This window comes from Streptomyces sp. NPDC005017, assembly GCF_042873115.1.
GTDB lineage: Bacteria > Actinomycetota > Actinomycetes > Streptomycetales > Streptomycetaceae > Streptomyces.
Genome location: NZ_JBIALD010000001.1, coordinates 190,175 through 214,563, shown reverse-complemented (window position 1 = coordinate 214,563; position 24,389 = coordinate 190,175). Strand labels below are relative to the sequence as shown.

Annotated in this window: 23 protein-coding genes; 14 read left to right on the top strand and 9 right to left on the bottom strand. The window is 72.4% G+C overall.

What is annotated here, in order from left to right; all coding sequences use genetic code 11:
- Positions 1–217: 217 nt before the first annotated feature.
- On the top strand, positions 218–841 hold the full coding sequence (locus ACFYR0_RS00875; protein ID WP_389320154.1) for a hypothetical protein: 624 nt from the start codon (positions 218–220) through the stop codon (positions 839–841).
- On the opposite strand, the gene ACFYR0_RS00870 is transcribed toward ACFYR0_RS00875, so the two are convergent.
- The gene (locus ACFYR0_RS00870) at positions 816–1,946 is read right to left on the bottom strand and encodes an adenylate/guanylate cyclase domain-containing protein (RefSeq protein ID WP_389320151.1); all 1,131 of its coding nucleotides are present in this window, start codon (positions 1,944–1,946) and stop codon (positions 816–818) included. The genes ACFYR0_RS00875 and ACFYR0_RS00870 overlap by 26 nt on opposite strands.
- A gap of 195 nt (positions 1,947–2,141) precedes the next feature.
- Complete coding sequence (locus ACFYR0_RS00865; RefSeq protein ID WP_389320149.1) at positions 2,142–2,999, bottom strand: biotin--[acetyl-CoA-carboxylase] ligase; 858 nt, start codon at positions 2,997–2,999, stop codon at positions 2,142–2,144.
- Between the two features lie 110 nt (positions 3,000–3,109).
- Between ACFYR0_RS00865 and ACFYR0_RS00860 the strand changes: the two genes are divergently transcribed.
- The 4 genes from ACFYR0_RS00860 (at position 3,110) to ACFYR0_RS00845 (ending at position 6,216) form a co-directional block, all read left to right on the top strand.
- Positions 3,110–4,705 (top strand): acyl-CoA carboxylase subunit beta, encoded by a 1,596-nt coding sequence (locus tag ACFYR0_RS00860; protein WP_389320146.1) that lies wholly within the window; start codon positions 3,110–3,112, stop codon positions 4,703–4,705.
- Between the two features lie 21 nt (positions 4,706–4,726).
- Positions 4,727–4,936 carry an acyl-CoA carboxylase epsilon subunit gene (locus ACFYR0_RS00855; protein ID WP_389320143.1) on the top strand — a complete coding sequence of 70 codons (210 nt, stop codon included), beginning with the start codon at positions 4,727–4,729 and terminating at the stop codon, positions 4,934–4,936.
- A gap of 504 nt (positions 4,937–5,440) precedes the next feature.
- Positions 5,441–5,569 carry a morphogenic membrane protein MmpB gene (mmpB, locus tag ACFYR0_RS00850; protein ID WP_389320140.1) on the top strand — a complete coding sequence of 43 codons (129 nt, stop codon included), beginning with the start codon at positions 5,441–5,443 and terminating at the stop codon, positions 5,567–5,569.
- Positions 5,570–5,607: 38 nt separating this feature from the next.
- On the top strand, positions 5,608–6,216 hold the full coding sequence (locus ACFYR0_RS00845; RefSeq protein WP_389320137.1) for a Maf family protein: 609 nt from the start codon (positions 5,608–5,610) through the stop codon (positions 6,214–6,216).
- A 92-nt stretch (positions 6,217–6,308) separates the two neighbouring features.
- On the opposite strand, the gene ACFYR0_RS00840 is transcribed toward ACFYR0_RS00845, so the two are convergent.
- Complete coding sequence (locus ACFYR0_RS00840; protein WP_389320134.1) at positions 6,309–6,779, bottom strand: hypothetical protein; 471 nt, start codon at positions 6,777–6,779, stop codon at positions 6,309–6,311.
- Positions 6,780–7,159: 380 nt separating this feature from the next.
- Between ACFYR0_RS00840 and ACFYR0_RS00835 the strand changes: the two genes are divergently transcribed.
- Positions 7,160–8,932: an acetyl/propionyl/methylcrotonyl-CoA carboxylase subunit alpha gene (locus ACFYR0_RS00835; protein ID WP_389320130.1), complete on the top strand. Its 1,773-nt coding sequence runs from the start codon at positions 7,160–7,162 to the stop codon at positions 8,930–8,932.
- Positions 8,933–9,258: 326 nt separating this feature from the next.
- On the opposite strand, the gene ACFYR0_RS00830 is transcribed toward ACFYR0_RS00835, so the two are convergent.
- Positions 9,259–10,212, bottom strand: coding sequence for a DeoR/GlpR family DNA-binding transcription regulator (locus tag ACFYR0_RS00830; protein ID WP_389320127.1), 954 nt, complete (start codon positions 10,210–10,212; stop codon positions 9,259–9,261).
- A gap of 206 nt (positions 10,213–10,418) precedes the next feature.
- The gene (locus ACFYR0_RS00825; protein ID WP_389320125.1) at positions 10,419–11,867 is read right to left on the bottom strand and encodes an NAD(P)H-quinone dehydrogenase; all 1,449 of its coding nucleotides are present in this window, start codon (positions 11,865–11,867) and stop codon (positions 10,419–10,421) included.
- A gap of 117 nt (positions 11,868–11,984) precedes the next feature.
- On the opposite strand from ACFYR0_RS00825, the gene ACFYR0_RS00820 reads away from it, so the two are divergent.
- From ACFYR0_RS00820 to ACFYR0_RS00805, 4 genes are all read left to right on the top strand, one after another.
- On the top strand, positions 11,985–12,422 hold the full coding sequence (locus tag ACFYR0_RS00820; RefSeq protein WP_386377524.1) for a gamma-glutamylcyclotransferase: 438 nt from the start codon (positions 11,985–11,987) through the stop codon (positions 12,420–12,422).
- 52 nt (positions 12,423–12,474) lie between these two features.
- Positions 12,475–12,759, top strand: coding sequence for a hypothetical protein (locus ACFYR0_RS00815; protein ID WP_389320122.1), 285 nt, complete (start codon positions 12,475–12,477; stop codon positions 12,757–12,759).
- A 105-nt stretch (positions 12,760–12,864) separates the two neighbouring features.
- Positions 12,865–13,689 carry a purine-nucleoside phosphorylase gene (locus tag ACFYR0_RS00810; RefSeq protein ID WP_389320119.1) on the top strand — a complete coding sequence of 275 codons (825 nt, stop codon included), beginning with the start codon at positions 12,865–12,867 and terminating at the stop codon, positions 13,687–13,689.
- A gap of 84 nt (positions 13,690–13,773) precedes the next feature.
- Complete coding sequence (locus ACFYR0_RS00805; protein ID WP_389320116.1) at positions 13,774–15,405, top strand: phospho-sugar mutase; 1,632 nt, start codon at positions 13,774–13,776, stop codon at positions 15,403–15,405.
- 177 nt (positions 15,406–15,582) lie between these two features.
- Here the strand turns inward: ACFYR0_RS00805 and ACFYR0_RS00800 are convergent, their stop codons facing one another.
- Both ACFYR0_RS00800 and ACFYR0_RS00795 read right to left on the bottom strand, forming a co-directional pair.
- The gene (locus tag ACFYR0_RS00800) at positions 15,583–17,259 is read right to left on the bottom strand and encodes a hypothetical protein (protein ID WP_389320113.1); all 1,677 of its coding nucleotides are present in this window, start codon (positions 17,257–17,259) and stop codon (positions 15,583–15,585) included.
- 81 nt (positions 17,260–17,340) lie between these two features.
- Entirely contained in the window at positions 17,341–17,973 is a 633-nt protein-coding gene (locus ACFYR0_RS00795; RefSeq protein ID WP_389320111.1) for a PH domain-containing protein, read from the bottom strand.
- A 567-nt stretch (positions 17,974–18,540) separates the two neighbouring features.
- On the opposite strand from ACFYR0_RS00795, the gene deoC reads away from it, so the two are divergent.
- The 3 genes from deoC to ACFYR0_RS00780 are packed head-to-tail and all read left to right on the top strand — an operon-like array spanning position 18,541 to position 21,822.
- Complete coding sequence (gene deoC / locus ACFYR0_RS00790) at positions 18,541–19,500, top strand: deoxyribose-phosphate aldolase (protein ID WP_389321073.1); 960 nt, start codon at positions 18,541–18,543, stop codon at positions 19,498–19,500.
- Complete coding sequence (locus ACFYR0_RS00785; RefSeq protein WP_389321069.1) at positions 19,500–20,936, top strand: aldehyde dehydrogenase family protein; 1,437 nt, start codon at positions 19,500–19,502, stop codon at positions 20,934–20,936. Before deoC ends, ACFYR0_RS00785 begins: the two co-directional genes overlap by 1 nt.
- Positions 20,929–21,822, top strand: a complete 894-nt coding sequence (locus ACFYR0_RS00780) for an aldehyde dehydrogenase family protein (RefSeq protein WP_389320108.1) — start codon at positions 20,929–20,931, stop codon at positions 21,820–21,822. The genes ACFYR0_RS00785 and ACFYR0_RS00780 overlap by 8 nt, the downstream gene beginning before the upstream one ends.
- A gap of 183 nt (positions 21,823–22,005) precedes the next feature.
- On the opposite strand, the gene ACFYR0_RS00775 is transcribed toward ACFYR0_RS00780, so the two are convergent.
- Complete coding sequence (locus ACFYR0_RS00775; RefSeq protein ID WP_389320105.1) at positions 22,006–22,440, bottom strand: hypothetical protein; 435 nt, start codon at positions 22,438–22,440, stop codon at positions 22,006–22,008.
- Positions 22,441–22,564: 124 nt separating this feature from the next.
- On the opposite strand from ACFYR0_RS00775, the gene ACFYR0_RS00770 reads away from it, so the two are divergent.
- Positions 22,565–23,200, top strand: a complete 636-nt coding sequence (locus tag ACFYR0_RS00770) for a uridine kinase (protein ID WP_389320102.1) — start codon at positions 22,565–22,567, stop codon at positions 23,198–23,200.
- A gap of 371 nt (positions 23,201–23,571) precedes the next feature.
- Here the strand turns inward: ACFYR0_RS00770 and ACFYR0_RS00765 are convergent, their stop codons facing one another.
- Positions 23,572–24,354 carry a SigE family RNA polymerase sigma factor gene (locus ACFYR0_RS00765; protein WP_389320099.1) on the bottom strand — a complete coding sequence of 261 codons (783 nt, stop codon included), beginning with the start codon at positions 24,352–24,354 and terminating at the stop codon, positions 23,572–23,574.
- Positions 24,355–24,389 lie beyond the last annotated feature (35 nt).

The window sequence follows — 24,389 nt, the reverse complement described above, 5'->3', positions numbered from 1 at the left end:
ACGGGACGTCGGCGGCCTACGGCTCGGCCGCCCGGGTGTCCCGGTCGGGCCCCGGAAGGGGGATCGCACGGAGGAAGGACCATCACACACCCGTTCGTCGCACAAGACCCGACACCCCATTCGAGTGACATCACGCCCAACTCCCTCCCGGACCGCCACAAGCGCGCATAACGTCCGCCAGGGCGCGAAGGGGGCGCACGCATCGGGGAGGGACGCGATGACGACACACATCACCAGCACCATCCGCCCGCGGGGACGGCACCGGCGGCCCCGCCCCCGCGGGGTGCTGCTCACCGCGGGCGGCCTCGCGCTGGCCGCCGGCGCGCTGAGCCTCGTACGACTGGCCCCGGACTCCGGTCTCGGCGGGATCGATACGGCGGAGGCCGAGCCGAGGGTCAACCCCTACCGGGGCACGGAGCGCGCGTCCCACGCGGCCGCCACCGACACCGGCACCCCGCGGCCGAGCCCCTCGGCCACCGCGCCCCTCGGCGGAGCCGCCGCGTCGCCGCTGCCCTCCGAAAGCCCCGCGCCCGCCGCGAGCGAGGCCGCCCCGAGGTCCTCCGCGAACCGCCCGGCCCCGGCCGGAACCGGCATCCCCCAGGCACCCAGCACACCCACGCCCCGCACTACGCCGCCCCGGACACCGCCGGCGAGCGCACCGCCGTCACGGCCGGAACCGACGCCCGCACAGCCCTCCGCCCCGCCGACCCCCGCCCAGCCCGCCCAGCCGCCCGGACTGTGCATCCCGGTCATCGGGCTGTGCATCGGGCAGGACGACCAGGACGAGCAGCATGCGCGCCACGGGCACGCTCGGACTACGCCGTCCCGTCCCGGCGGGTGAGCAGCCACGGCTCGACCACGCCGAGGCCACGCACCGGGCGCTGCCACATGGGCTGGAGGGCGAACCGGTAGGCGGGCGGTTCCTCGCCCTCCTTCTCCGCGGCGGCGGCCGCCTCCGCGGCCTCGGACTCCGAGGCCGGGGCCTCGCCCGCGCGGATCAGCTCCTCGGCGAAGGCGCTGTCGACGAGGACGGCGTCCCGGGGAGCTATCGAAGTGAGCCGGGAGGCCAGGTTCACCGTCGTACCGAAGACATCGCCCATCCGGGTGGTGACCGTGCCGAACGCGATGCCCACGCGCAGCTCCGGCATGGTCTCGTCGTTGGCCATCGTCTCGACGAGCAGCAGGGCGATCTCCGCGGCCGTCCCGGCGTCGTCGGCGGCGTACAGGACCTCGTCGCCCAGCGTCTTGATCAGGCGGCCGCCGCGGGCCGCGACGAGGTCCGCCGCGGTCGTCTCGAACGCCTCGACCAGCTCGCCCAGTTCCTCCTCCTCCATGCGGCGGGTGAGGCGGGTGAAGCCGACGAGGTCGGCGAAGCCCACGGCGAGGCGGCGGTCGACCATCTCCTCGTCGTCGGCGGCCTGCACGACCCGGCCGGTCGCCGCGGCGAGCTGGCGGCGCCAGACGTAGACGAGGAACTCCTCCAGCTCCGGCAGCAGCAGCTCGACCAGCGGATACGTGACCTCGGTACGGGTCATGCCCGGCTCGGGCGGCTCGGTCAGGCCCTCCAGGAAGGAGTCGATCTGCCACTCGGCCAGCCGGGCGGTGGTCTGGCCGGTGGAACGCGCCACCTGCACGGCCATGGCCTCGCTGAGCAGGCCCGCCTCGACGAGGCCCGCCAGCCGGCGCAGGGCCAGCACATCGGCCTCGGTGAGCGCCTTGGCCTGGCCGATGTCCGCGAAGCCCATCGCCCGCCAGAAACGGGACGCCAGTTCCATGGAGACACCCGCGCTGCGGGCGGCCTGGAAGGGGGTGTAGCGGCGCTCGGCGCCGAGGATGAGCCCTTCCAGGCGGAGCGCGAGCGGGTCCTCGCCGTTGTCGCTGCCCGTGCCGTTGCCGTCGGGCGCTGGGGTACGACCCATGCCGGAGCCCGTGTCGTCGACGGTCACGCCTGCTGCCCTTCCGATCTGCCGCGGTCAGGTATCGACCGGCCTCAACTGTACGGGCTCACTCCGTTGGGTTTCGCCGTTCGGGGCCGCATGTGCCGGGATTCGTCGCCGGGCCGGGTGCGGGTCGTGACCGCTGCCCGCGGCCCGCGGCGAAGCCGCCGGCAGTCGCGGCCCGCGCCCCTGGGGCACGCGCTCCTAAGCGGGCCTCAAGTGCACGATGTCGCCTGCTCCCACAGGTTCCTGCACGCCCTCCTCCGTCGCCAGGACCAGGCGGCCGTCGCCGTCGAGCGCCACCGCCTCGCCCACGATCGAGCGGTCGCCCGGCAGTTCCGCCCGGACGACTCGTCCCAGCGTCGCGCAGCCCGCCGCGTACGTCTCCTGGAGACCGGAGGCCACGGGGTCGCCGCCCGCCTCGCGCCAGCGGCCGTACCACTCCTCCAGGGAGCGCAGCACGGCCCGCAGCAGCGGGTCGCGGTCGATGCTCGTCGCGCCCGCGAGAGCGAGCGATCCGGCCTGGGGCACCGGGAGTTCGTCCTCACGCAGAGTCACGTTGACGCCGACGCCGACGACCACCGAGTCCCCCCCGGCGCGCTCGGCGAGGATGCCCCCGGCCTTGCGTTCCTCGCCACCGACGGTGACCAGGAGGTCGTTGGGCCACTTGAGTGCCGTGTCCACCCCGGCCGCCCGCGACAGACCCGTCGCCACGGCCACCCCGGTCAGCAGCGGCAGCCAGCCCCAGCGCGCCACCGGGACCTCGGCGGGCCGCAGCAGCACGGAGAAGAACAGGCCCGAGCGGGGCGGGGCGGTCCACTCCCGGTCGAGCCGGCCGCGCCCGGCGGTCTGCTCCTCGGCGACCAGGACGGCGCCCTCCTGCGCCTTGCCCGCGACGGCGAGGGCCACCAGGTCGGAGTTGGTGGAGCCGGTGCCGCGCACCACCTCCACATCGCGGTAGAGCCCGCCCTCGCGCACCAGCCCGCGGCGCAGGGCCGCGCCGTTCAGGGGCGGGCGGTCGAGGTCGGACCAGCGGTCGTCTGAGGCATCTCGCGGAGTCATGCAAGCCACACTAGGTGTGTTGTACGCCGCACTGCCGATCGGTAGGGCCGCCACTACGCTACGGATGAGTAATCGTCCCCCCTTTTGAGCAGGCAGGGAGCCGCATCCCGATGTCCGAGCCGGAAGAGATCGACATCCACACCACCGCGGGCAAGCTCGCGGATCTCCAGCGTCGCGTCCAGGAGGCGACGCACGCGGGCTCGGCTCGTGCCGTGGAGAAGCAGCACGCGAAGGGCAAGCTGACGGCCCGTGAGCGGATCGGGCTGCTCCTGGACGAGGACTCGTTCGTGGAGCTGGACGAGTTCGCCCGGCACCGCTCCAGCAACTTCGGGCTGGACGCCAACCGCCCCTACGGTGACGGGGTGGTGACCGGCTACGGCACGGTCGACGGGCGTCCGGTGGCGGTGTTCTCGCAGGACTTCACGGTGTTCGGCGGTGCGCTGGGCGAGGTGTACGGGCAGAAGATCGTGAAGGTGATGGACTTCGCGCTGAAGACCGGCTGCCCGGTGATCGGGATCAACGACTCCGGCGGCGCGCGGATCCAGGAGGGCGTCGCCTCGCTGGGCGCGTACGGGGAGATCTTCCGCCGCAACACGCACGCCTCCGGGGTGATCCCGCAGATCAGCCTGGTGGTGGGGCCGTGCGCGGGCGGCGCGGTGTACTCGCCCGCGATCACCGACTTCACGGTCATGGTCGACCAGACGTCGCACATGTTCATCACCGGCCCGGACGTCATCAAGACGGTCACCGGCGAGGACGTCGGCTTCGAGGAGCTGGGCGGCGCGCGCACCCACAACTCCGTTTCCGGCGTGGCGCATCACATGGCCGGCGACGAGAAGGACGCGATCGAGTACGTCAAGCAGCTGCTGTCGTACCTGCCGTCGAACAACCTCTCCGAGCCGCCCGCGTTCCCCGAGGAGGCGGACCTCGCGCACACCGCCGAGGACCTCGAACTCGACACGGTCGTGCCGGACTCGGCGAACCAGCCGTACGACATGCACACGGTGATCGAGCACGTCCTGGACGACGGCGAGTTCTTCGAGACCCAGCCGCTGTTCGCGCCGAACATCCTCACCGGCTACGGCCGCGTGGAGGGCCACCCGGTCGGGATCGTCGCCAACCAGCCGATGCAGTTCGCCGGCTGCCTGGACATCACCGCCTCCGAGAAGGCCGCCCGCTTCGTGCGCACCTGCGACGCCTTCAACATCCCCGTGATCACGTTCGTCGACGTGCCCGGCTTCCTACCCGGCGTCGACCAGGAGCACGACGGCATCATCCGCCGCGGCGCCAAGCTCATCTACGCCTACGCCGAGGCCACCGTGCCCCTGATCACCGTGATCACCCGCAAGGCGTTCGGCGGCGCCTACGACGTGATGGGCTCCAAGCACCTGGGCGCCGACCTCAACCTGGCCTGGCCAACCGCCCAGATCGCCGTCATGGGTGCCCAGGGCGCCGTCAACATCCTCCACCGCCGCACCCTCGCCGAAGCCGAAGCGAACGGCGAGGACCTCGAGGCGGTCCGCGCCCGCCTGATCCGCGAGTACGAGGACACCCTCCTCAACCCCTACGTCGCGGCCGAACGCGGCTACGTCGACGCCGTCATCGCACCCTCCGACACCCGCCGCCACATCGTCCGCGGCCTGCGCCAGCTGCGCACCAAGCGCGAGTCCCTGCCGCCCAAGAAGCACGGCAACATCCCCCTGTAGAGCGCCTGGAGAGGAGCCGCTGTGACCATCAAGGTCGTACGGGGCAACCCCACCCCCGAGGAACTCGCCGCCGCACTGGCAGTGGTCCGAGCCCGCGCCGCGGCGGCCGACGCCGCGGCACCGGCCGCCCCCGCTCCCCGCGCCGCCTGGTCCGACCCCTCAAGAATCGCCCTCCACCGCCTCCCCCACCCGAGCAGGACAGCCTGGACCAGATCCACCTGGCCGAGCTGACAGACCCCGCGCCCCCGAGGGGGGCGCGGGGTTTCACCCACCCGCGACTCCCCACACGACCGCGGGGCTGCACCCACATGCGGCTCCGGCCGCGCGGACGCAAAAGGCGACCCCACGGGCCACCGGCCCACGCCACACAACCACCCTTCCCGAGGGGCGCGGGAAACTGCGCAAAAAGCGACCACACGCGTCACAGGCCCACGCCTCACAACCACCCCCGAAGGGGCGCGGGGAACTGCGCAAAAAAGCGACCACGGGGGGGGCACCGGTCCACAACGCGCAACCACCCCGAGGGGGCGCAGGGCCGCATCCACCTGCGGCTCCTACCGCGCGGGCGCGATCAACGACCCTCCAAGGGGCGCGGGGAACTGCGCAAAAAGCGACCACACGCGTCACAGGCCCACGCCGCACAAGAACCCCACGCGTAGCCGAAGTGAAACCCGGCCGTACAACTTGAGTACGAGTACTCAGGCCCCTCCCCCACCCAAGCCCCACGCTAGTGGCATGCTGTGGTCCGACCCCGAGAACGAGCCCCCGGAAGAACTCCGCGAGATGCAGGAGATGCTGCGGCGGCTCGGCATCCTCATGGCGGTCGCCATGGTGCTGGCGATGATCGCCATCGGCCTCCGCTGAGCCCGACGCGACCCCGGCCCCGCCGATACGCTGACCGCATGACAGACAAGCCCAGCCGCCGCCTCGTCCTCGCCTCGCAGAGCCCCGCCCGGCTCAACCTCCTGCGCCAGGCCGGCCTGGCCCCCGAGGTGATCGTCAGCGGGGTCGACGAGGACGCCGTCACCGCGCCCACCCCGGCAGAACTGGCCCTCGCCCTCGCCGAGGCGAAGGCCTCCGTCGTGGCGGCCCGCCCGGACGTCCGCGGCGCGCTGGTGATCGGCTGCGACTCGGTGCTGGAGCTCGACGGCCAGGCGCTCGGCAAGCCCGCCGACGCCGAGGAGGCCACGGCCCGCTGGAAGACCATGCGCGGACGCGCCGGCGTCCTCCAGACGGGCCACTGCGTCTGGGACACCGCGTCGGGCCGCTACGCCTCGGCGACCGCCTCCACCGTGGTCCGCTTCGGCGAGCCCACCGACGACGAGGTCGCCGCGTACGTCGCCTCGGGCGAGCCCCTCCACGTGGCGGGCGCCTTCACCCTGGACGGCCGCTCGGCCCCGTTCATCGACGGCATCGACGGCGACCACGGCAACGTGATCGGCATCAGCCTCCCCCTGCTCCGCCGCCTCTTGAACCGCCTGAACGTCTCGATCACCGACCTCTGGGCGTGACACCGGACGGCCTCGCCTGAGCGCGCGGCCCGGACGGCCACCGCGGCAGCGGTCGGTCCGGGTTCAGACCCCGGCCCGGACGGCGGCCGCCCTCACGCGGTCGCGGGCCCCTTCGCGGGCGACGTGGGCGCCGGGTCGGCGGGCTCGGGCGCGGCCGGGGCCTCCGTCGTCTCGGGGCGGTCGTAGGAGACCAGCAGCAGGACTATGAGCGCCAGCACCACGATCATGAACGTGAAGACGGCCGGCCCCACCAGGCCCCAGGTGACCGCGCCCAGCAGCCCGTGCACGACCGCCGCGCTGACCAGTGCGACACGCCCGAGACCGGCCGGGGCGCGGTCGCGCAGGGCGACGAGCAGCGCGGTATAGGCGCACAGCAGGAAGTACAGGCCGAAGACCACTCCGCCGATCTTCGAGGACAGGGACATCACGTCCGGGTCGAGGCCGCCCATCGACATGCGCTGGCGCTCGACGACATGTCCGAGGAACCAGTTGATCGCGGCGATGCCCAGCCCCTCGACGAGAAGCACGACCGCCAGCAGCCACGCCACGGGTCTGCGCACCACGGGTCCCCACCCTCTTCCGCGCGTTCGAGTGCCGCCCGGTCGGCGGCGTTACCTCAAGTACGTTCGAGCCATCGCGAACGCTACTAACGGGTAAACCTCCGGACAAGGGTTCTGTGACAGGCAAAGAATCATTGGGCCATTCGTAGGGACTCCACAAAGAAACGGAGTGGGGCGCGGCACGCTCTCACAGAGACCTTGACCACATGGGCGGGCTAGGGTTTTCCGGTGGAGTCCTGCGCCCCAAGGCGCGACAAGGGATTTCGCGGGTCGAGCAAGCCTCGAATCACGCTCCGTGTGGGCAAGCTCACCATTGGGGACGGGTCGAACTGTCGTGTCGGCAGTCCCTAAACTCGGCTTGTTTCAAGGAGGGAGCCTCAATCGTGCGCAAGGTGCTCATCGCCAACCGTGGCGAAATCGCTGTCCGCGTGGCCCGTGCTTGCCGGGACGCCGGGATCGGCAGCGTGGCCGTGTACGCCGACCCCGACCGGGACGCTCTGCATGTCCGCGCGGCGGATGAGGCGTTCGCCCTGGGCGGTGACACACCGGCCACCAGCTATCTGGACATCGACAAGGTCCTGAACGCGGCCCGGGAGTCCGGGGCCGACGCCATCCACCCCGGGTACGGCTTCCTCTCCGAGAACGCCGACTTCGCCCAGGCCGTGCTGGACGCCGGACTGATCTGGATCGGCCCGCCCCCGCAGGCCATCCGCGACCTCGGCGACAAGGTCGCCGCCCGGCACATCGCCCAGCGCGCCGGTGCCCCCCTCGTCGCGGGCACCCCCGACCCGGTGAGCGGCGCGGAGGAGGTCGTGGCCTTCGCGAAGGAACACGGCCTGCCCATCGCGATCAAGGCCGCCTTCGGCGGCGGCGGCCGCGGCCTGAAGGTCGCCCGCACCCTCGAAGAGGTCCCCGAGCTCTACGACTCCGCCGTGCGTGAGGCCGTCGCCGCGTTCGGCCGCGGCGAGTGCTTCGTCGAGCGCTACCTCGACAAGCCCCGCCACGTCGAGACCCAGTGCCTGGCCGACCGCCACGGCAACGTCGTCGTCGTCTCCACCCGCGACTGCTCCCTGCAGCGCCGCCACCAGAAGCTCGTCGAGGAGGCCCCCGCGCCGTTCCTGTCCGAGCAGCAGGTCGCGGAGCTGTACTCCTCCTCGAAGGCCATCCTGAAGGAGGCCGGCTACGTCGGCGCCGGCACGGTGGAGTTCCTCGTCGGCATGGACGGCACCATCTCCTTCCTCGAGGTCAACACCCGCCTCCAGGTCGAGCACCCGGTCACCGAGGAGGTCGCCGGCATCGACCTGGTCCGCGAGATGTTCCGCATCGCCGACGGCGAGGAGCTCGGCTACGACGACCCCGCCCTGCGCGGCCACTCCTTCGAGTTCCGCATCAACGGCGAGGACCCCGGCCGCGGCTTCCTGCCCGCCCCCGGCACCGTCACCCGCTTCGACGCCCCCACCGGCCCCGGCGTCCGCCTCGACGCCGGCGTCGAGTCCGGCTCCGTGATCGGCCCCGCCTGGGACTCCCTGCTCGCCAAGCTCATCGTCACCGGCGCCACCCGCGAACAGGCCCTGCAGCGCGCCGCCCGCGCCCTGGCCGAGTTCCACGTCGAGGGCATGGCCACCGCCATCCCCTTCCACCGCGCGGTCGTCGCGGACCCGGCCTTCGCCCCCGAGCTGACCGGCTCCAAGGACGCGTTCACGGTCCACACCCGCTGGATCGAGACCGAGTTCGTCAACGACATCAAGCCCTTCGCCGCCCCCGCCGAAGCCGAGGGTGACGAGGAGGCGGGCCGCGAGACGGTCGTCGTCGAGGTCGGCGGCAAGCGCCTGGAGGTCTCCCTGCCCTCCTCGCTGGGCATGTCCCTGGCCCGCACCGGCCTCGCCGCCGGCGCCAAGCCCAAGCGCCGCGCCGCGAAGAAGTCCGGTCCCGTCGCCTCCGGCGACACCCTCGCCTCCCCCATGCAGGGCACGATCGTCAAGATCGCCGTCGAGGAGGGCCAGGAGGTCAAGGAAGGCGACCTCGTCGTCGTCCTGGAGGCCATGAAGATGGAACAGCCCCTCAACGCCCACAAGTCCGGCACCGTCAAGGGCCTCACCGCCGAAGTCGGCGCCTCCCTCACCTCCGGCGCCCCCATCTGCGAGATCAAGGACTGACCCCACCCCCAGACACAAAGTGCCCCGCACCCCCCTCAAGGGAGGGCGCGGGGCACAGTCATCCACGGCTCCGCCGCCGCGCGCGCAACCAGCCACAACGGCCCAGCGCCCGCACAAGCACGCCAAGCCTTACGGACCTGAGGGGCGCGGGGAACTACGCGACCACCCACAACGCCGCAGCACAGCCCGAACACGCTAAGCCCCACGGACCTAAAGGGGCGCGGGGAACTGCGCGACCAGCCACAACGGCCCGGCACAGGACAAACGCACCCCCGCCCCACGGCGAAGAACACAGCCGGCCCGCGGCAAGCGCCCCGCCCCGCCCCCTACCGCCGCCGCATATCCGCAACCCGGGCAGCCCGCTGCTCAGGCCCCCCGGCCGAAGGGTCGGTCATCACAGCAGCCCCCCGCAGTGACGCCGCGCCGGGGACGCCACGCCGGGGCGCAGGCAGCGGAACGTCACGCCGCTGCGGCCGCGCCGCGGTGGCATCACCCCCCGGCCCCCCACCCGCCGCGCCCCCCTGGGCGTTTCCCGACGTACCGGTGACAGCGATCTGCACACCCTGGTCGGCGAGCGCCTGGAGCTCGGTCGCGGCCCGGTCGTCGTGCGCCGGCGGCTCGTCGGTGACGAGCCGGGTGATCACATCCGTCGGCACGGTCTGGAACATGGTGTCCGTGCCGAGCTTGGTGTGGTCGGCGAGCACCACGACCTCGGCGGCGGCCTGCACCAGGGCCCGGTCCACGGACGCCGAGAGCATGTTGGACGTGGACAGGCCGCGCTCGGCGGTCAGCCCACTGCCCGACAGGAAGGCCTTGGACACCCGCAGCCCCTGGAGGGACTGCTCGGCGCCGGAGCCGACGAGGGCGTAGTTGGAGCCGCGCAGGGTGCCGCCGGTCATCACGACCTCCACGCGGTTGGCGTGGGCGAGGGCCTGGGCGACCAGCAGGGAGTTGGTGACGACGGTCAGCCCCGGGATACGGGCGAGCCGGCGGGCCAGTTCCTGCGTGGTGGTTCCCGCACCGACCACGACGGCCTCGCCCTCTTCGACGAGGTTCGCGGCGAGGTCGGCGATGGCCGTCTTCTCGGCGGTCGCGAGATGCGATTTCTGCGGAAAGCCGGACTCGCGCGTGAAACCGCCCGGCAGTACCGCACCGCCGTGCCGGCGGTCGAGGAGTCCTTCTGCCTCCAGTGCCCGCACATCCCGTCGTACGGTCACTTCTGAGGTCTGGACGACGCGGGCGAGCTCACGGAGCGACACTGCTCCGTTCGCTCGCACCATTTCTAGGATCAATTGGCGACGTTCTGCAGCGAACACGAAACTGACAGTAACCCCAACGACCGTCTGGTTTCAGCAGTTTGCGCCGAATAGCAGAAGTTGTTCGCACAGGGCAGCGGGTAGTGGTATACGGGCATACTCCCGCCGCCCGTGCCAGCCGCAGAGGCCGCGACTCCCCGTGACGGACGGGGAGTCGGTTCCGGCCGCGGTCAGGCCTCGCCGGTCGCCTTGCGCGTGTGCAGCTGCCGCGCCACCTCGGCGATCGAGCCGGACAGGGAGGGGTAGACGGTGAACGCGTTCGCGATCTGCTCGACCGTCAGGTTGTTGTCGACGGCGATCGAGATGGGGTGGATCAGCTCCGAGGCGCGCGGCGCGACGACCACACCGCCGACCACGATGCCCGTGCCGGGACGGCAGAAGATCTTGACGAAGCCGTCGCGGATGCCCTGCATCTTCGCGCGCGGGTTGCGCAGCAGCGGCAGCTTGACGACCCGCGCCTCGATCTTGCCCGCGTCGACGTCGGCCTGGCTGTAGCCGACGGTGGCGATCTCGGGGTCCGTGAAGACGTTCGAGGAGACCGTCTTGAGGTTCAGCGGGGTCACCGCGTCGCCGAGGAAGTGGTACATGGCGATACGGCCCTGCATGGCGGCGACCGAGGCCAGCGCGAAGATGCCGGTGACGTCACCGGCGGCGTACACGCCGGGCGCGCTGGTGCGGGAGACCCGGTCGGTCCAGATGTGCCCGGAGTCCTTGAGCCTGACCCCGGCCTCCTCCAGGCCCATCCCCTCGGTGTTGGGGATGGCGCCGACCGCCATCAGGCAGTGGGAGCCGGTGATCACACGGCCGTCGGCGAGGGTGACCTCGACGCGGTCGCCGACGCGCTTGGCGGACTCGGCGCGCGAGCGGGCCATGACGTTCATCCCGCGGCGGCGGAAGACGTCCTCCAGGACCGCGGCGGCGTCCGGGTCCTCGCCCGGCAGCACCCGGTCGCGGGAGGAGACGAGCGTGACGCGGGAGCCCAGCGCCTGGTAGGCGCCCGCGAACTCCGCGCCGGTGACGCCGGAGCCGACCACGATGAGCTCCTCGGGGAGCTCGGTGAGGTCGTAGACCTGCGTCCAGTTCAGGATGCGCTCGCCGTCCGGGCGGGCGTCGGGCAGCTCGCGCGGGTGGCCGCCGGTCGCGATCAGGACGGCGTCGGCGGTGAGGGTCTCCTCGGTGCCGTCGGCGGCGGTGACGACGACCTTGCGGGAGCCGTCGAGGGCCTGCATGCCCTCCAGGCGGCCGCGGCCGCGCATCACACGGGCGCCGGCCCGGGTGACGGCGGCGGTGATGTCGTGCGACTGCGCGAGCGCGAGCCGCTTCACACGCCGGTTGACCTTGCCGAGGTCCACGCCGACGACCCGCGCGGGGGTGTCGATGTGCGGGGTGTCGTCGGCGACGATGATGCCCAGCTCCTCGTACGAGGAGTCGAAGGTGGTCATCACCTCGGCCGTAGCGATAAGGGTCTTCGACGGCACGCAGTCGGTCAGTACCGACGCTCCGCCCAGACCGTCGCAGTCGACGACGGTCACCTCCGCGCCGAGCTGAGCGCCCACCAGGGCAGCTTCGTAGCCGCCGGGTCCGCCACCGATGATCACGATCCGAGTCACGTACTCCATTGTCCCGCACGCTTCAAGGTGGTACTGCCCCGGGGGCCCGGGCGGGGTACCCGGGCCCCCGGACGGGACCGGGGAAGACGGGAGTGACGGACGTTCCGGCTGCCGTACCCTCTGTGCATGTCGCTCTATGCCGCCTACGCCGGCAATCTCGACGCGCGGCTGATGACCCGCCGCGCCCCGCATTCGCCGCTGCGCGCCACCGGCTGGCTGAACGGGTGGCGGATGACCTTCGGCGGTGAGCAGATGGGCTGGGAGGGCGCGCTCGCGACGATCGTCGAGCAGCCCGCCGCCCAGGTCTTCGTCGCGCTCTACGACCTCGCCCCCATGGACGAGGAGTCCCTGGACCGCTGGGAGGGCGTCGGCCTCGGCATCTACCGCCGGATGCGGGTGCGCGTCCACACCCTGGACGGCGAGGAGTCCGCCTGGACGTACGTCCTCAACGCCTACGAGGGCGGCCTGCCCTCGGCCCGCTACCTCGGCGAGGTGGCCGACGCGGCGGAGTCCGCGGGCGCTCCGCACGACTACGTGATGGAGCTGCGGAAGCGTCCCTGCTGACGGGGCCCGGCCTCTAGACTCGACGGGGATCGGCGCACGAACGGAGACTCCCATGCCCGAGGCACGGCGCACCTACCAGGTCTTCTACACCGAGCAGGCCGCGACGGCACGGGACAGGCTCGACGACCGGCAGCGCGCCGCGTTCGACAAGGGGATCGCCGTGCTGGCGCGGGACCCCTTCCTCCCGGCGTCCCGCGCCATAAGTTCCACGGGCGACGACCGCACGGTCCGGCTCACGCAGAACATCCTGGTGGAGTACACGCTCAGCCTGGGCCGGCTCCTGGTCTTCATCGTCGAGGTCTTCAACGACAAGGACGTCGTCATCACCGAGGAGTGACCGCCCTCCGGCGCGGCCTTTCGTCGGAAACGACAAGACAACGATCGCCATACCGTGAGCTCTGTCATCTACGCGCGTAGGTAATAACCGGCTACTCTCGTCGACGTGAACGCATCTCTTCTTCCGGACGACATCCAGGGCGACCCGTACGCCGCCGCCGACGCCGCCGCCGCGCGCCTGCGCGAACTGACCGGCGCCGAGTCCCACGACGTCGCCCTCGTGATGGGCTCCGGGTGGGCCCCGGCCGTGGACGCGCTCGGCGAGCCCGAGGCCGAGTTCCCGGTCACCGAGCTGCCCGGCTTCCCGCCGCCGGCGGTCCAGGGCCACGGCGGCAAGGTCCGCTCGTACAGGATCGGCGAGAAGCGGGCCCTGGTGTTCCTGGGCCGCACCCACTACTACGAGGGCCGCGGCGTCGCCGCCGTCGCCCACGGCGTGCGCACCGCGGTCGCGGCCGGCGCGAAGACCGTGGTGCTCACCAACGGCTGCGGCGGACTGCGCGAGGGCATGCGCCCCGGTCAGCCGGTGCTGATCAGCGACCACATCAACCTCACCGCCACCTCCCCGATCGTCGGCGCGAACTTCGTCGACCTGACGGACCTGTACTCCCCGCGGCTGCGCGCCCTGTGCAAGGAGATCGACGCCACCCTGGAGGAGGGCGTCTACGCGCAGTTCCCCGGCCCGCACTACGAGACGCCGGCCGAGGTCCGCATGGCCCGCGTGATCGGCGCCGACCTGGTCGGCATGTCGACCGTGCTGGAGGCCATCGCGGCCCGTGAGGCGGGCGCCGAGGTGCTCGGCATCTCCCTGGTCACCAACCTCGCCGCGGGCATGACCGGCGAGCCGCTGAACCACGAGGAGGTCCTCCAGGCCGGCCGTGACTCGGCGGCCCGGATGGGCGCCCTGCTGACCCAGGTGCTCGGCCGCCTGTAGATCCCCGGCCCCCGAAGGCGCAACGGGGTGGGCCCCCTGGGAGCCGGGCCCGCCCTCACCCCCCACACGAGAGGTTGACCGCAGGTGACCGACGATTCGCTGGCACGGGCCGAGGCGTGGCTGGCCGAGGACCCCGACCCCGAGACCCGCGAGGAGCTCAGGGCGCTCATCGACGCCGGGGACGTCGCCGAGCTGACCGCCCGCTTCGGCGGCACCCTCCAGTTCGGCACCGCCGGTCTGCGCGGTGAGCTGGGCGCGGGACCGATGCGCATGAACCGTTCGGTGGTCATCCGTGCCGCCGCCGGACTCGCCGCGTACCTCAGGGCCGAGGGGCGGGCCGGCGGGCTCGTCGTCATCGGCTACGACGCCCGCTACAAGTCCGCCGACTTCGCCCGCGACACCGCCGCCGTGATGACCGGCGCGGGGCTGCGGGCGGTCGTGCTGCCCCGGCCGCTGCCCACGCCCGTCCTGGCGTTCGCGATAAGGCATCTGGGCGCGGTCGCGGGTGTGGAGGTCACCGCCAGCCACAACCCGCCGCGGGACAACGGCTACAAGGTCTACCTGGGCGACGGCTCACAGATCGTGCCGCCCGCCGACGCCGGCATCGCCGCCGAGATCGACGCCGTCGCGGCCCTCGCCGACGTACCGCGTCCCGAGGGCGGCTGGGAGACCCTCGACGACGGCGTCCTGGAGGCCTACCTGGCCCGCACGGACGCCGTGCTGGCCGAGGGGTCGGCACGCACCGCCCGGACCGTCTACACGGCCATGCACGGCGTCGGCAAGGACGTCCTGCTGGCCGCGTTCGCCCGGGCGGGCTTCCCCGAGCCGGTCCTGGTCGCCGAGCAGGCCGAGCCCGACCCGGCGTTCCCGACCGTGGCCTTCCCCAACCCGGAGGAGCCCGGCGCGATGGACCTGGCGTTCGCCAGGGCCCACGAGACGGACCCGGACCTGATCATCGCCAACGACCCCGACGCGGACCGCTGCGCGGTGGCCGTCGAGGACGGCGGCGAGTGGCGCATGCTGCGCGGCGACGAGGTCGGCGCCCTGCTCGCCGCCCACCTGGTGAGGCGCGGCGCGCGCGGCACCTTCGCCGAGTCGATCGTCTCCTCCTCCCTGCTCGGCCGTATCGCCGAGAAGGCGGGACTGCCGTTCGAGGAGACCCTCACCGGCTTCAAGTGGATCGCCCGCGTCGAGGGCCTGCGCTACGGCTACGAGGAGGCGCTCGGCTACTGCGTCGACCCCGAGGGCGTGCGCGACAAGGACGGCATCACCGCCGCCCTGCTGGTCACCGAGCTGGCCTCGGAGCTCAAGGAACAGGGCCGCACCCTGCTCGACCTGCTGGACGACCTCGCCGTCGAGCACGGCCTGCACGCCACCGACCAGCTCTCGGTGCGCGTCCAGGACCTGTCGGTCATCGCCGACGCCATGGGGCGCCTGCGCGAGCGGCCGCCGACCGCGCTGGCGGGCCTGGCCGTCACCCGCGCCGAGGACCTCACCAAAGGGACCGGGACGCTGCCGCCCACCGACGGTCTGCGTTACACCCTCGACGGCGCCCGCGTCATCGTCCGCCCCAGCGGCACCGAGCCGAAGCTGAAGTGCTACCTGGAGGTCGTCGTGCCGGTCGCCGGCCACGCCGGCCTGCCGGCGGCCCGCGACCGCGCCGCCGGGCTGCTGGCGGACATCAAGCGCGACCTGTCGGCCGCGGCCGGCATCTGAGCCCGGGGGCGCCTCCCCCGTCCGGGAGGCGCCCCCGTACCTCCTCCGCTCCCTCACCCGCCCGGCGGCACCCGGTCGGGCGAATCCCCGGCGACGGCCGACGCGACCGCGGCCCGTCCCGAGCGGCCCCGGGCGGCTCTGCGGCGGGCTCGTCGCCCACGGCACCACGAACGGCGGCTACGGAACCAGGAACAGCAGCGCGGTCCAGACGAGGGCGGTGGCCACGGCGTACGGCCACAGGGTGCGGCCCCGGTGGCGGGCGGCGGCGGGCTCCGCCGGGCGCCTGGCCTCGTCCTTCCACAGGGCGTCGATCTCGGCGGCCATCCGGTCCAGCCGGTGCACCCGGCCGAGGCGTCGCTCCAGCCTCCGCCAGCGGGGACTGAACAGCGTCCACTCCACGAAGTCGCGCCGGGTGCTGTCGATCTTCAGCTCGGACCCGACGGCCTTCACCACCCGCAGGTGCTCCCAGGCGACGTGCCGCGGCCCCTTCATGCCGTCGAACCACAGCCCGTCGCGGTCGGCCGTGACACGCCAGGCGACGATGTGCGGCAGGGCGCTGACGCCGAGCAGGCCCACGACCAGGCCGGGTATCCAGCGCCACAGACCGCTCTCGTCCACGATCACGTTGGGGGCGAGGAACAGGGCGACCAGGCCCATGGCCCAGTCGCGCGGGCCGGCCCGCCATCGCCGTACCCGCCCGCCCGTCACCGACGCGGTGAGCGCGTCCAGCCGCTCCCGGTCGGCCCGCTCGTCGGCCGCGGCCCGCGTCGCCCGGGTCGCGCGGCGCCGTGCCGCGTGCTCGGACAGCGGCCGGACCGGGCCCGTCGAGGCCTCGGTCACGGGCGGCTCGCCGGGCGTCTCGGCGGCGCTGACCAGGACGATCTCGGCACCGTCGTACGGGACGCCGTACAGGACGGCCTCGCGCAGCGGTCCGGGCTGTTCCTCGTCGATCCGGTCGAGCAGGTCCTGAAACTCCCGGGCGGCGGCTTCCTCGTCCTTGTCGCCGTCGTCAAGATGCTCGCCGTCGTCCTCGTCGTCCTCCTCGAGGAGGGCCGTGCCCACGGTGAACAGGGGGCGCAGGGCCGCGCCGTCGGCGGCGGCGAAGACCTCGGTGTCCATGTCGGCGCCCTCCCGCACCAGCACCCGCAGCACGGGCACCGGCGCTGTGCGCAGCGCGCCGGCCCGGCTGCGGGCCAGCAGGCCGGACAGCAGCACCGTGAGTCCCAGCCCGAGGACACCGGCCGCGACCGCCGGGACGGCCTGCCGGTCCTCGGCCAGGTCCCAGGCGTCCTGGAAGGCGAACAGCAGGGCTGCGCCCACGACGACGAGCACCCCGGCCCCGGTCATGAACCGCCCGCGCCGCACGGGCGCCCGCCCGCCGGGCGCGGCGGCCGTGACGCCCCCGGCGGCCGCTTCGGCCGCGGCCCGCTGCCGGGCCCGGGCCCGCACCCGCGTCAGGGCCAGACCCCACACCACGGCCAGGACGACGACCACGGCGAGCCGCACCGCGAGCGGCGCCCCCTGCGGCATCACGAGCAGCAGCACGGCCGTGAGCGGCGCGGTCGGCACCGCCGCCTCGGGCCGCGCGGGCAGCCAGACCAGGTGCAGCGCGACGAGCGCGGCGGCGAACGCGGGCAGGCCCGCGTAGAGGCAGAGGGCACCGCTCGCGACGAGCGCGCCGACGCTCACGGCGAAGGTCGCGCCGCCGGTGGCGCTGCGCGCGGGAACCCGGCGCGGCGGCAGCGCCGCGGTCCACCGGCGCGCCGCCTGGGCGTCCAGGGCGGGGCAGCCGTCGGGAACGAGGGCGGCGGGCAGGGGCAGCGGGCCGTCGCCCTTGGTGTATGTGCTGGTCATCGCTTGTCTCAGACGTACGGAAGGACGAGGCGGTTGTAAGGAGCGGAGCGGAGCGCGCCGGGCGGGTCGCTCCGGTCGCGGTCAGCCCAGCGCGCCGAACACCACGAGGAGTACGACCCCGACGACCGTGGGCGCGATGATCTCGTACGCCCAGCGCACGGTGACCTCGCCCTGCGAGGTGTTCGCCTTCTCGCGGGCCTCGTGCATGGCGCGCAGTTCGTCCATGATCTTGTCGCTCTGGTCGCGCAGCGGACCGTCGTCGACGTCGCCGCCCGGTCCGAAGAGGCTGCCGCGGACCCGCTTGCCCTGTGCGGCGGCGGACTCCTGGGCGTCGCGCCGCTGCTGGCGCCTGGCGGCCCGCTTGCGCCCGCGCAGCGACACGGGGATGGCCCACAGCTGGACCTTCCTGCCCTCCTTGTCGACGGCCTCGTTGGTGTAGCCGGCGCGCAGCGAGACGATCTCGCCCCAGGGCAGCGTGACGACCCGCAGCGGGTTGCGCACGCGCAGGCGGTTGTCGTCGGCGAAGACGGCCGGGCGGAGGGTGAAGGCGACGACGACCGGCACGAAGGTGAGCAGTCCGCCCAGCGCCTGCCAGGGTGTGTTTCCCTCACCCTGGACCATGGCGTCGATCCCCAGCCACGCGGCGAGGGCGAGCAGCAGCACGCCGCCGACGAGGGCCATGGGTGAGCGGTAGATCCGGTCGTTGGTGGTCATGCCGCCGATTATGCACGCGGCCCCACCCGCCCCGTCCGCCCCGGCCCCACCCGCGCCCCCGCGCGCCTGCCTTGTGCGCGTTGCCCGGTGCGGGTCCGTCGTGGCTGTTCGCGCAGTTCCCCGCGCCCCTTCAGGTGAGCCCGTGCTGCCCCGCTTCGAGAGCCACGGGACCACCCCGCCCAGGAGGGCGGAGACCCACGCAAACCCGCACCCGCGCACCCAGGGCCACCCCCTCAGGGGCGCGAGGAACCGCGCGACCAGCCACCGAGAACCCGCACCCACACACGCACGATCCCCCAAGGGGCGCGGGGAACTGCGCGAACAACCACCGACGAGCCCGCACACGCACACACACCGCCACCCCTCCAGGGGCGCGGGGAACTGCGCGAACAACCACCGACGAGCCCGCGCACGCACACGCACCGGCACCCCCCAGGGGCGCGGGGAACTGCGCGACCGGCCGAGTACACCCGCACACGCAGTCCGGACAAATGCCCCGCGGAAGAAGAAGCGGAACCTCGCCCCCTGTACAGCCGCTACGCGCGTAGATATGCTCGTCTGGTGACCATGCCCACCAATGCACCCTCCGCAGCAAACGCCCTCCCGGACGTGACGTCGTCAGACACCACGCTGCGCCGCTTCCTCCACGGGCTGCCCGGCGTAGACGCGGTCGGCCTGGAGGCACGCGCCGCTTCCCTCGGCACCCGTTCCATCAAGACGACCGCCAAGGCGTACGCCATCGACCTCGCCATCTCGATGGTCGACCTGACGACGCTGGAAGGCGCGGACACCCCGGGCAAGGTCCGGGCGCTCGGCGCCAAGGCGGTCCTCCCCGACCCGACCGACCGCTCCACCCCCACCACGGCCGCGGTCTGCGTCTACCCCGACATGGTGGCCGTCGCCAAGGAGGCCGTCGCCGGCTCCGGCGTCAAGGTCGCCTCGGTCGCCACCGCCTTCCCGGCCGGCCGCGCCGCGCTGGACGTGAAGCTGGCCGACGTGCGCGACGCCGTCGCCGCGGGTGCGGACGAGATCGACATGGTCATCGACCGCGGGGCCTTCCTCGCAGGCAGGTACATGAAGGTCTACGACGAGATCGTCGCCGTGAAGGAGGCCTCGGGCGCCGCCCGTCTGAAGGTCATCTTCGAGACCGGTGAGCTCTCGACGTACGACAACATCCGCCGCGCCAGCTGGCTCGGCATGCTGGCCGGCGCCGACTTCATCAAGACCTCGACCGGCAAGGTCGCCGTCAACGCGACCCCCGCGAACACGCTCCTGATGCTGGAGGCGGTCCGCGACTTCCGCGCCCAGACCGGGGTGCAGGTCGGCGTGAAGCCGGCCGGCGGCATCCGCACCACCAAGGACGCGATCAAGTTCCTGGTCCTGGTCAACGAGACCGCGGGCGCGGACTGGCTGGACAACCACTGGTTCCGCTTCGGCGCCTCCTCGCTGCTGAACGACCTGCTGATGCAGCGCCAGAAGCTGGCCACCGGCCGCTACTCCGGCCCCGACTACGTGACGGTGGACTGATCGACATGACTTTTGAGTACGCACCGGCGCCCGAGTCCCGCTCGGTCGTCGACATCGCCCCGTCCTACGGCCTGTTCATCGACGGCGAGTTCACCGAGGCGGCGGACGGCAAGGTCTTCAAGACCGTGTCGCCGTCCTCCGAGGAGGTGCTGTCCGAGATCGCCCAGGCCGGCGAGGCGGACGTGGACCGGGCGGTCAGGGCCGCCCGCAAGGCGTTCGAGAAGTGGTCCGCGCTGCCCGGCTCCGAGCGCGCGAAGTACCTCTTCCGCATCGCCCGGATCATCCAGGAGCGCAGCCGCGAGCTGGCCGTCCTGGAGACGCTGGACAACGGCAAGCCGATCAAGGAGACCCGCGACGCGGACCTCCCCCTGGTCGCCGCGCACTTCTTCTACTACGCGGGCTGGGCCGACAAGCTCGACCACGCGGGCTACGGCGCGAACCCCAAGCCGCTGGGCGTGGCCGGCCAGGTCATCCCCTGGAACTTCCCGCTGCTGATGCTGGCGTGGAAGATCGCCCCCGCGCTCGCCACCGGCAACACGGTGGTGCTCAAGCCCGCCGAGACGACCCCCCTGTCCGCGCTCTTCTTCGCGGACATCTGCCGCCAGGCGGGCCTGCCCAAGGGCGTCGTCAACATCCTCACCGGCTACGGCGACGCGGGCGCCGCGCTCGTCGCGCACCCCGACGTGAACAAGGTCGCCTTCACCGGCTCCACGGCCGTCGGCAAGCAGATCGCGCGGTCGATCGCGGGCACCCACAAGAAGGTCACCCTCGAACTGGGCGGCAAGGGCGCCAACATCGTCTTCGACGACGCCCCGGTCGACCAGGCCGTCGAGGGGATCGTCAACGGCATCTTCTTCAACCAGGGCCAGGTCTGCTGCGCGGGCTCGCGCCTGCTGGTCCAGGAGTCGATCCAGGACGAACTGCTGGACTCCCTCAAGCGCAGGCTCTCCACGCTGCGCCTCGGCGACCCGCTGGACAAGAACACCGACATCGGCGCGATCAACTCCGAGGAGCAGCTGAGCCGTATCACCTCGCTCGTCGAGCGCGGCGAGGCCGAGGGCGCCGAGCGCTGGTCCCCGGCCTGCGAACTGCCCGAGAGCGGCTACTGGTTCGCCCCGACGCTCTTCACGAACGTCAGCCAGGCGCACACCGTCGCCCGTGACGAGATCTTCGGCCCGGTCCTGTCGGTGCTGACCTTCCGTACGCCCGACGAGGCTGTCGCCAAGGCGAACAACACGCCGTACGGCCTGTCCGCGGGCATCTGGACCGAGAAGGGCTCTCGCATCCTGGCCGTGGCGAACAAGCTGCGCGCGGGTGTCGTCTGGTCCAACACGTTCAACAAGTTCGACCCGACCTCGCCGTTCGGCGGTTACAAGGAGTCGGGCTTCGGCCGCGAGGGCGGCCGCCACGGCCTGGAGGCGTACCTCGATGTCTGACCCGACCCGACTCTCCGTCTTCAAGACCTACAAGCTGTTCGTGGGGGGCAAGTTCCCCCGTTCCGAAAGCGGCCGGGTGTACGAAGTGACCGACTCCAAGGGCAACTGGCTGGCGAACGCTCCGCAGGCGAGCCGCAAGGACGCCCGTGACGCGGTGGTGGCCGCCCGCAAGGCCTTCGGCGCCTGGTCGGGCGCGACCGCGTACAACCGCGGCCAGATCCTCTACCGCGTCGCCGAGATGCTGGAGGGCCGCCGCGAGCAGTTCGTGCGCGAGGTCGCCGAGGCCGAGGGCCTGTCCAAGTCCAAGGCCGCCGCGCAGGTGGACGCGGCGATCGACCGCTGGGTCTGGTACGCGGGCTGGACCGACAAGATCGCCCAGGTGGTCGGCGGCGCCAACCCGGTGGCGGGCCCGTACTTCAACCTCTCCTCCCCGGAGCCGACCGGTGTCGTCGTGGTCGTCGCCCCGCAAAAGTCGTCCTTCCTCGGCCTGGTCTCGGTGATCGCCCCGGTGATCGCCACGGGCAACACGGCCGTGGTCGTCGCCTCGGAGAACGCCCCGCTCCCCGCCCTGTCCCTGGGCGAGGTGCTGGCCACCTCCGACGTCCCCGGCGGAGTGGTCAACGTCCTGTCCGGCCGTACGGCGGAGATCTCCGCCCCGCTGGCCGCCCACCAGGACGTCAACGCGATCGACCTCGCGGGCGCCGACGAGGTGCTCGCCAAGGAGCTGGAGATCGCCGCGGCGGACAACCTCAAGCGGGTTCTCCGTCCACAGCCTGTGGACGACTGGTCCGCCCCGGCGGGCACGGAGCGCATGACGGCGTTCCTGGAGACCAAGACGGTCTGGCACCCGACGGGCAGCCTGGGCGCCTCGGGCTCCGCCTACTGACACCCCGAACGCAACGGTTCCCCGCACCCCACACAGGGGGGCGCGGGGAACCGCCCTCAAGGGGCGCGGGGAACTGCGCGAACAGCCACACACGGCCCGGACACGCACAACGGCCCCAGCCACCCCAGGGGCGCGGGGAACTGCGCGAACAGCCACGTACGCGCAGAAGCCCGACTCAGCCGCTCACTTGCCGAGCAGGCCCACCGCCTGGCCCACCAACGGGATCGACCCGATCGACTCCGCCTGGGCCACCGGCCCCGTCACCATCTGGGACGTCAGCGGCCGAAAGTCCGCCAACTGCGTCCCGATGCCGTTGTCCAGCGGATCGGCACCCGTGCCGGCCAGCGGATTCGGCTTGAGCGAGGACACCGTCCCGGTGGCGTACCGCAGGGACAACGTCAGCGCGTCCACCCCCGACTGCGGGTCGATCTGGCCGAGCGCGGTCGGAGACGTCCGCATCGCGTCCACCACGGGTTCGCCGTCCGCCGCCGCGGCCGTCGTCGCGGACGCGCCGAGCGCCACACCGGCCGTCGCCAGCGCGGCCAGCGCCCGCCGTCCGGTGGAGTGCGGATTCCTTTCGGCCTTGCCGGTCATTTCGGTCCTGCCGTGTCGGGCCATCGCTGCCACCTTCTGCTGCGTAAGGTAATCGGTTCGACACGAAGGGTAGTTGAGGTGTGATGCGGGCTTCAAAGCCGACCCGCGAGTGGGTGAACGGCGCGTGAATGCCTCAGACTGGTGTCCCGTGAGCTCCCATCCGCCCATACCCACGCGCGTCGTGCTGCTCTGCGGCCCGTCCGGCTCCGGCAAGTCCCTGCTGGCCGCCCGCTCCGGTCTCCCGGTGCTCCGGCTCGACGACTTCTACAAAGAGGGCGACGACCCGACGCTGCCGAAGGTGGCCGGGAGCTCCGACATCGACTGGGACCACCCCGAGTCCTGGGACGCGGACGCCGCCGTCGCCGCGATCACCGAACTGTGCCGCACGGGCCGTACCGGCATTCCGGTCTACGACATCTCGCTCAGCGCCCGCACCGGCACCGACTCCGTCGACATCGGGCGCACGCCGCTGTTCATCGCGGAGGGCATCTTCGCCGCCGAGATCGTGCGGCGCTGCCAGGAGCTCGGGGTGCTCGCCGACGCGCTGTGCCTGAGCCGCGGGCCGGTCAGAACCTTCCGGCGGCGGTTCCTGCGGGATCTGCGGGAGGGTCGCAAGTCCGTGCCGTTCCTGCTGCGCAGGGGCTGGCGGTTGATGCGGGACGAGCGGTCCATCGTGACCCGGCAGACCTCGCTGGGGGCGTACGCGTGCGGTCGTGACGAGGCGTTGGGCCGGCTGGCGGCTGCGGCGGCGGGGCGGTGTGCGGCTTCGCGGTCTGCGGCGTGAGCCTGCTGCGGCTCGGCGGCTGTTCGGTGCGGTGTGTGGGCGGGTGCGGGTGCGTCGTGGCCTGTCGCGCGGTTCCCCGCGCCCCTGAGGGCGGTGGCGGGCGGGCGTCGCGGTAGCACTGTCGCGTTGCGCGGGGTGCGTGGGCGGATGCGTCGTGGTCTTTCGCGTCGCTTGAGTGGGAACGCGGAAGCGGGACTGGTTGGACCCCCCGGCCCTCCAGTCCCGCTTCCTTTGTGCTCCCCCGTGCATTCCCCCGTCGGTCTTGCTTCCCCCGTGTCCCCCTGATCCCTCCCCCGTGGTCCCCCCGGACCTGTGAGCAAGACCCCCGTACCGTCCCCCTGATACACCTCTCGGGGAACTTTTTTCGCGCTTCAGGCGACCAGCTCGCCGAAGGCGTCCTCCTCGTCACGGCCGAAGCTGAGGACCTCGTCCTCGCGCAGCCGGCGCAGCGAGCGCCAGATGCTGGACTTCACCGTGCCGACACTGATGCCGAGGATGTCCGCGATCTCCGGGTCCGTGCGGCCCTCGTAGTAGCGCAGGACCAGCATGGTGCGCTGGAGTTCGGGCAGCCGGGTGAGCGCCTGCCACAGGACCGCGCGCAGCTCGGTGCCGCGCATCGCGTCCGTGTCGCCGGCCGTCTCCGGCAGCTCCTCGGTCGGGTACTCGTTCAGCTTGCGGCGCCGCCAGGCGCTGATATGCAGGTTGGTCATGGTGCGGCGCAGGTAACCGCCGACCGCCGCCTTGTCGCTGATCCGGTCCCACGCGCGGTAGGTCGAGAACAGCGCGCTCTGCAGCAGGTCCTCGGCCTCGAAGCGGTCACCGGTCAGGTGGTAGGCGGTGGCGTACAGGGAGGCGCGGCGCTCCTGGACGTAGGCGGTGAACGCCGCTTCGGCGTCCGTGGCCTGCGACCGGGAGTGACGCTCCCCCGATTCCTCCCTGTACGCGGCTCCCCCGTGCGTCTCCCCCGTGAGACCTTCCACCACCGCCATGTACGGCCGCTTGGCCTGCGGCGCATGTGCGGTGTGCTGACGCCCGGTGCCGCGAGCGCACCCCCGCCCGCTCACGGCACCGGACTTCTCGGAACCCCGGTGCGCGTTCACGTCGTGCAGACGCGTGATCACTGCGCTGGTGCTCATACCGTGCAGCGTGTTCATCTCGCGCCCCCCGTCGTGGACTTGCCGGTGTTCGG

Bases quoted from the DNA above. Each gene is read 5' to 3' on its own strand.
- ACFYR0_RS00800 (WP_389320113.1), bottom strand. From the start codon at position 17,259: ATGACCAGCACATACACCAAGGGCGACGGCCCGCTGCCCCTGCCCGCC.
- ACFYR0_RS00815 (WP_389320122.1), top strand. From the start codon at position 12,475: ATGCCCGAGGCACGGCGCACCTACCAGGTCTTCTACACCGAGCAGGCC.
- ACFYR0_RS00775 (WP_389320105.1), bottom strand. From the start codon at position 22,440: ATGGCCCGACACGGCAGGACCGAAATGACCGGCAAGGCCGAAAGGAAT.
- ACFYR0_RS00860 (WP_389320146.1), top strand. From the start codon at position 3,110: ATGTCCGAGCCGGAAGAGATCGACATCCACACCACCGCGGGCAAGCTC.
- deoC (WP_389321073.1), top strand. From the start codon at position 18,541: ATGCCCACCAATGCACCCTCCGCAGCAAACGCCCTCCCGGACGTGACG.
- mmpB (WP_389320140.1), top strand. From the start codon at position 5,441: ATGCTGTGGTCCGACCCCGAGAACGAGCCCCCGGAAGAACTCCGCGAG.
- ACFYR0_RS00875 (WP_389320154.1), top strand. From the start codon at position 218: ATGACGACACACATCACCAGCACCATCCGCCCGCGGGGACGGCACCGG.
- ACFYR0_RS00830 (WP_389320127.1), bottom strand. From the start codon at position 10,212: ATGGTGCGAGCGAACGGAGCAGTGTCGCTCCGTGAGCTCGCCCGCGTC.
- ACFYR0_RS00780 (WP_389320108.1), top strand. From the start codon at position 20,929: ATGTCTGACCCGACCCGACTCTCCGTCTTCAAGACCTACAAGCTGTTC.
- ACFYR0_RS00845 (WP_389320137.1), top strand. From the start codon at position 5,608: ATGACAGACAAGCCCAGCCGCCGCCTCGTCCTCGCCTCGCAGAGCCCC.
- ACFYR0_RS00865 (WP_389320149.1), bottom strand. From the start codon at position 2,999: ATGACTCCGCGAGATGCCTCAGACGACCGCTGGTCCGACCTCGACCGC.
- ACFYR0_RS00825 (WP_389320125.1), bottom strand. From the start codon at position 11,867: ATGGAGTACGTGACTCGGATCGTGATCATCGGTGGCGGACCCGGCGGC.
- ACFYR0_RS00820 (WP_386377524.1), top strand. From the start codon at position 11,985: ATGTCGCTCTATGCCGCCTACGCCGGCAATCTCGACGCGCGGCTGATG.
- ACFYR0_RS00795 (WP_389320111.1), bottom strand. From the start codon at position 17,973: ATGACCACCAACGACCGGATCTACCGCTCACCCATGGCCCTCGTCGGC.
- ACFYR0_RS00765 (WP_389320099.1), bottom strand. From the start codon at position 24,354: ATGAACACGCTGCACGGTATGAGCACCAGCGCAGTGATCACGCGTCTG.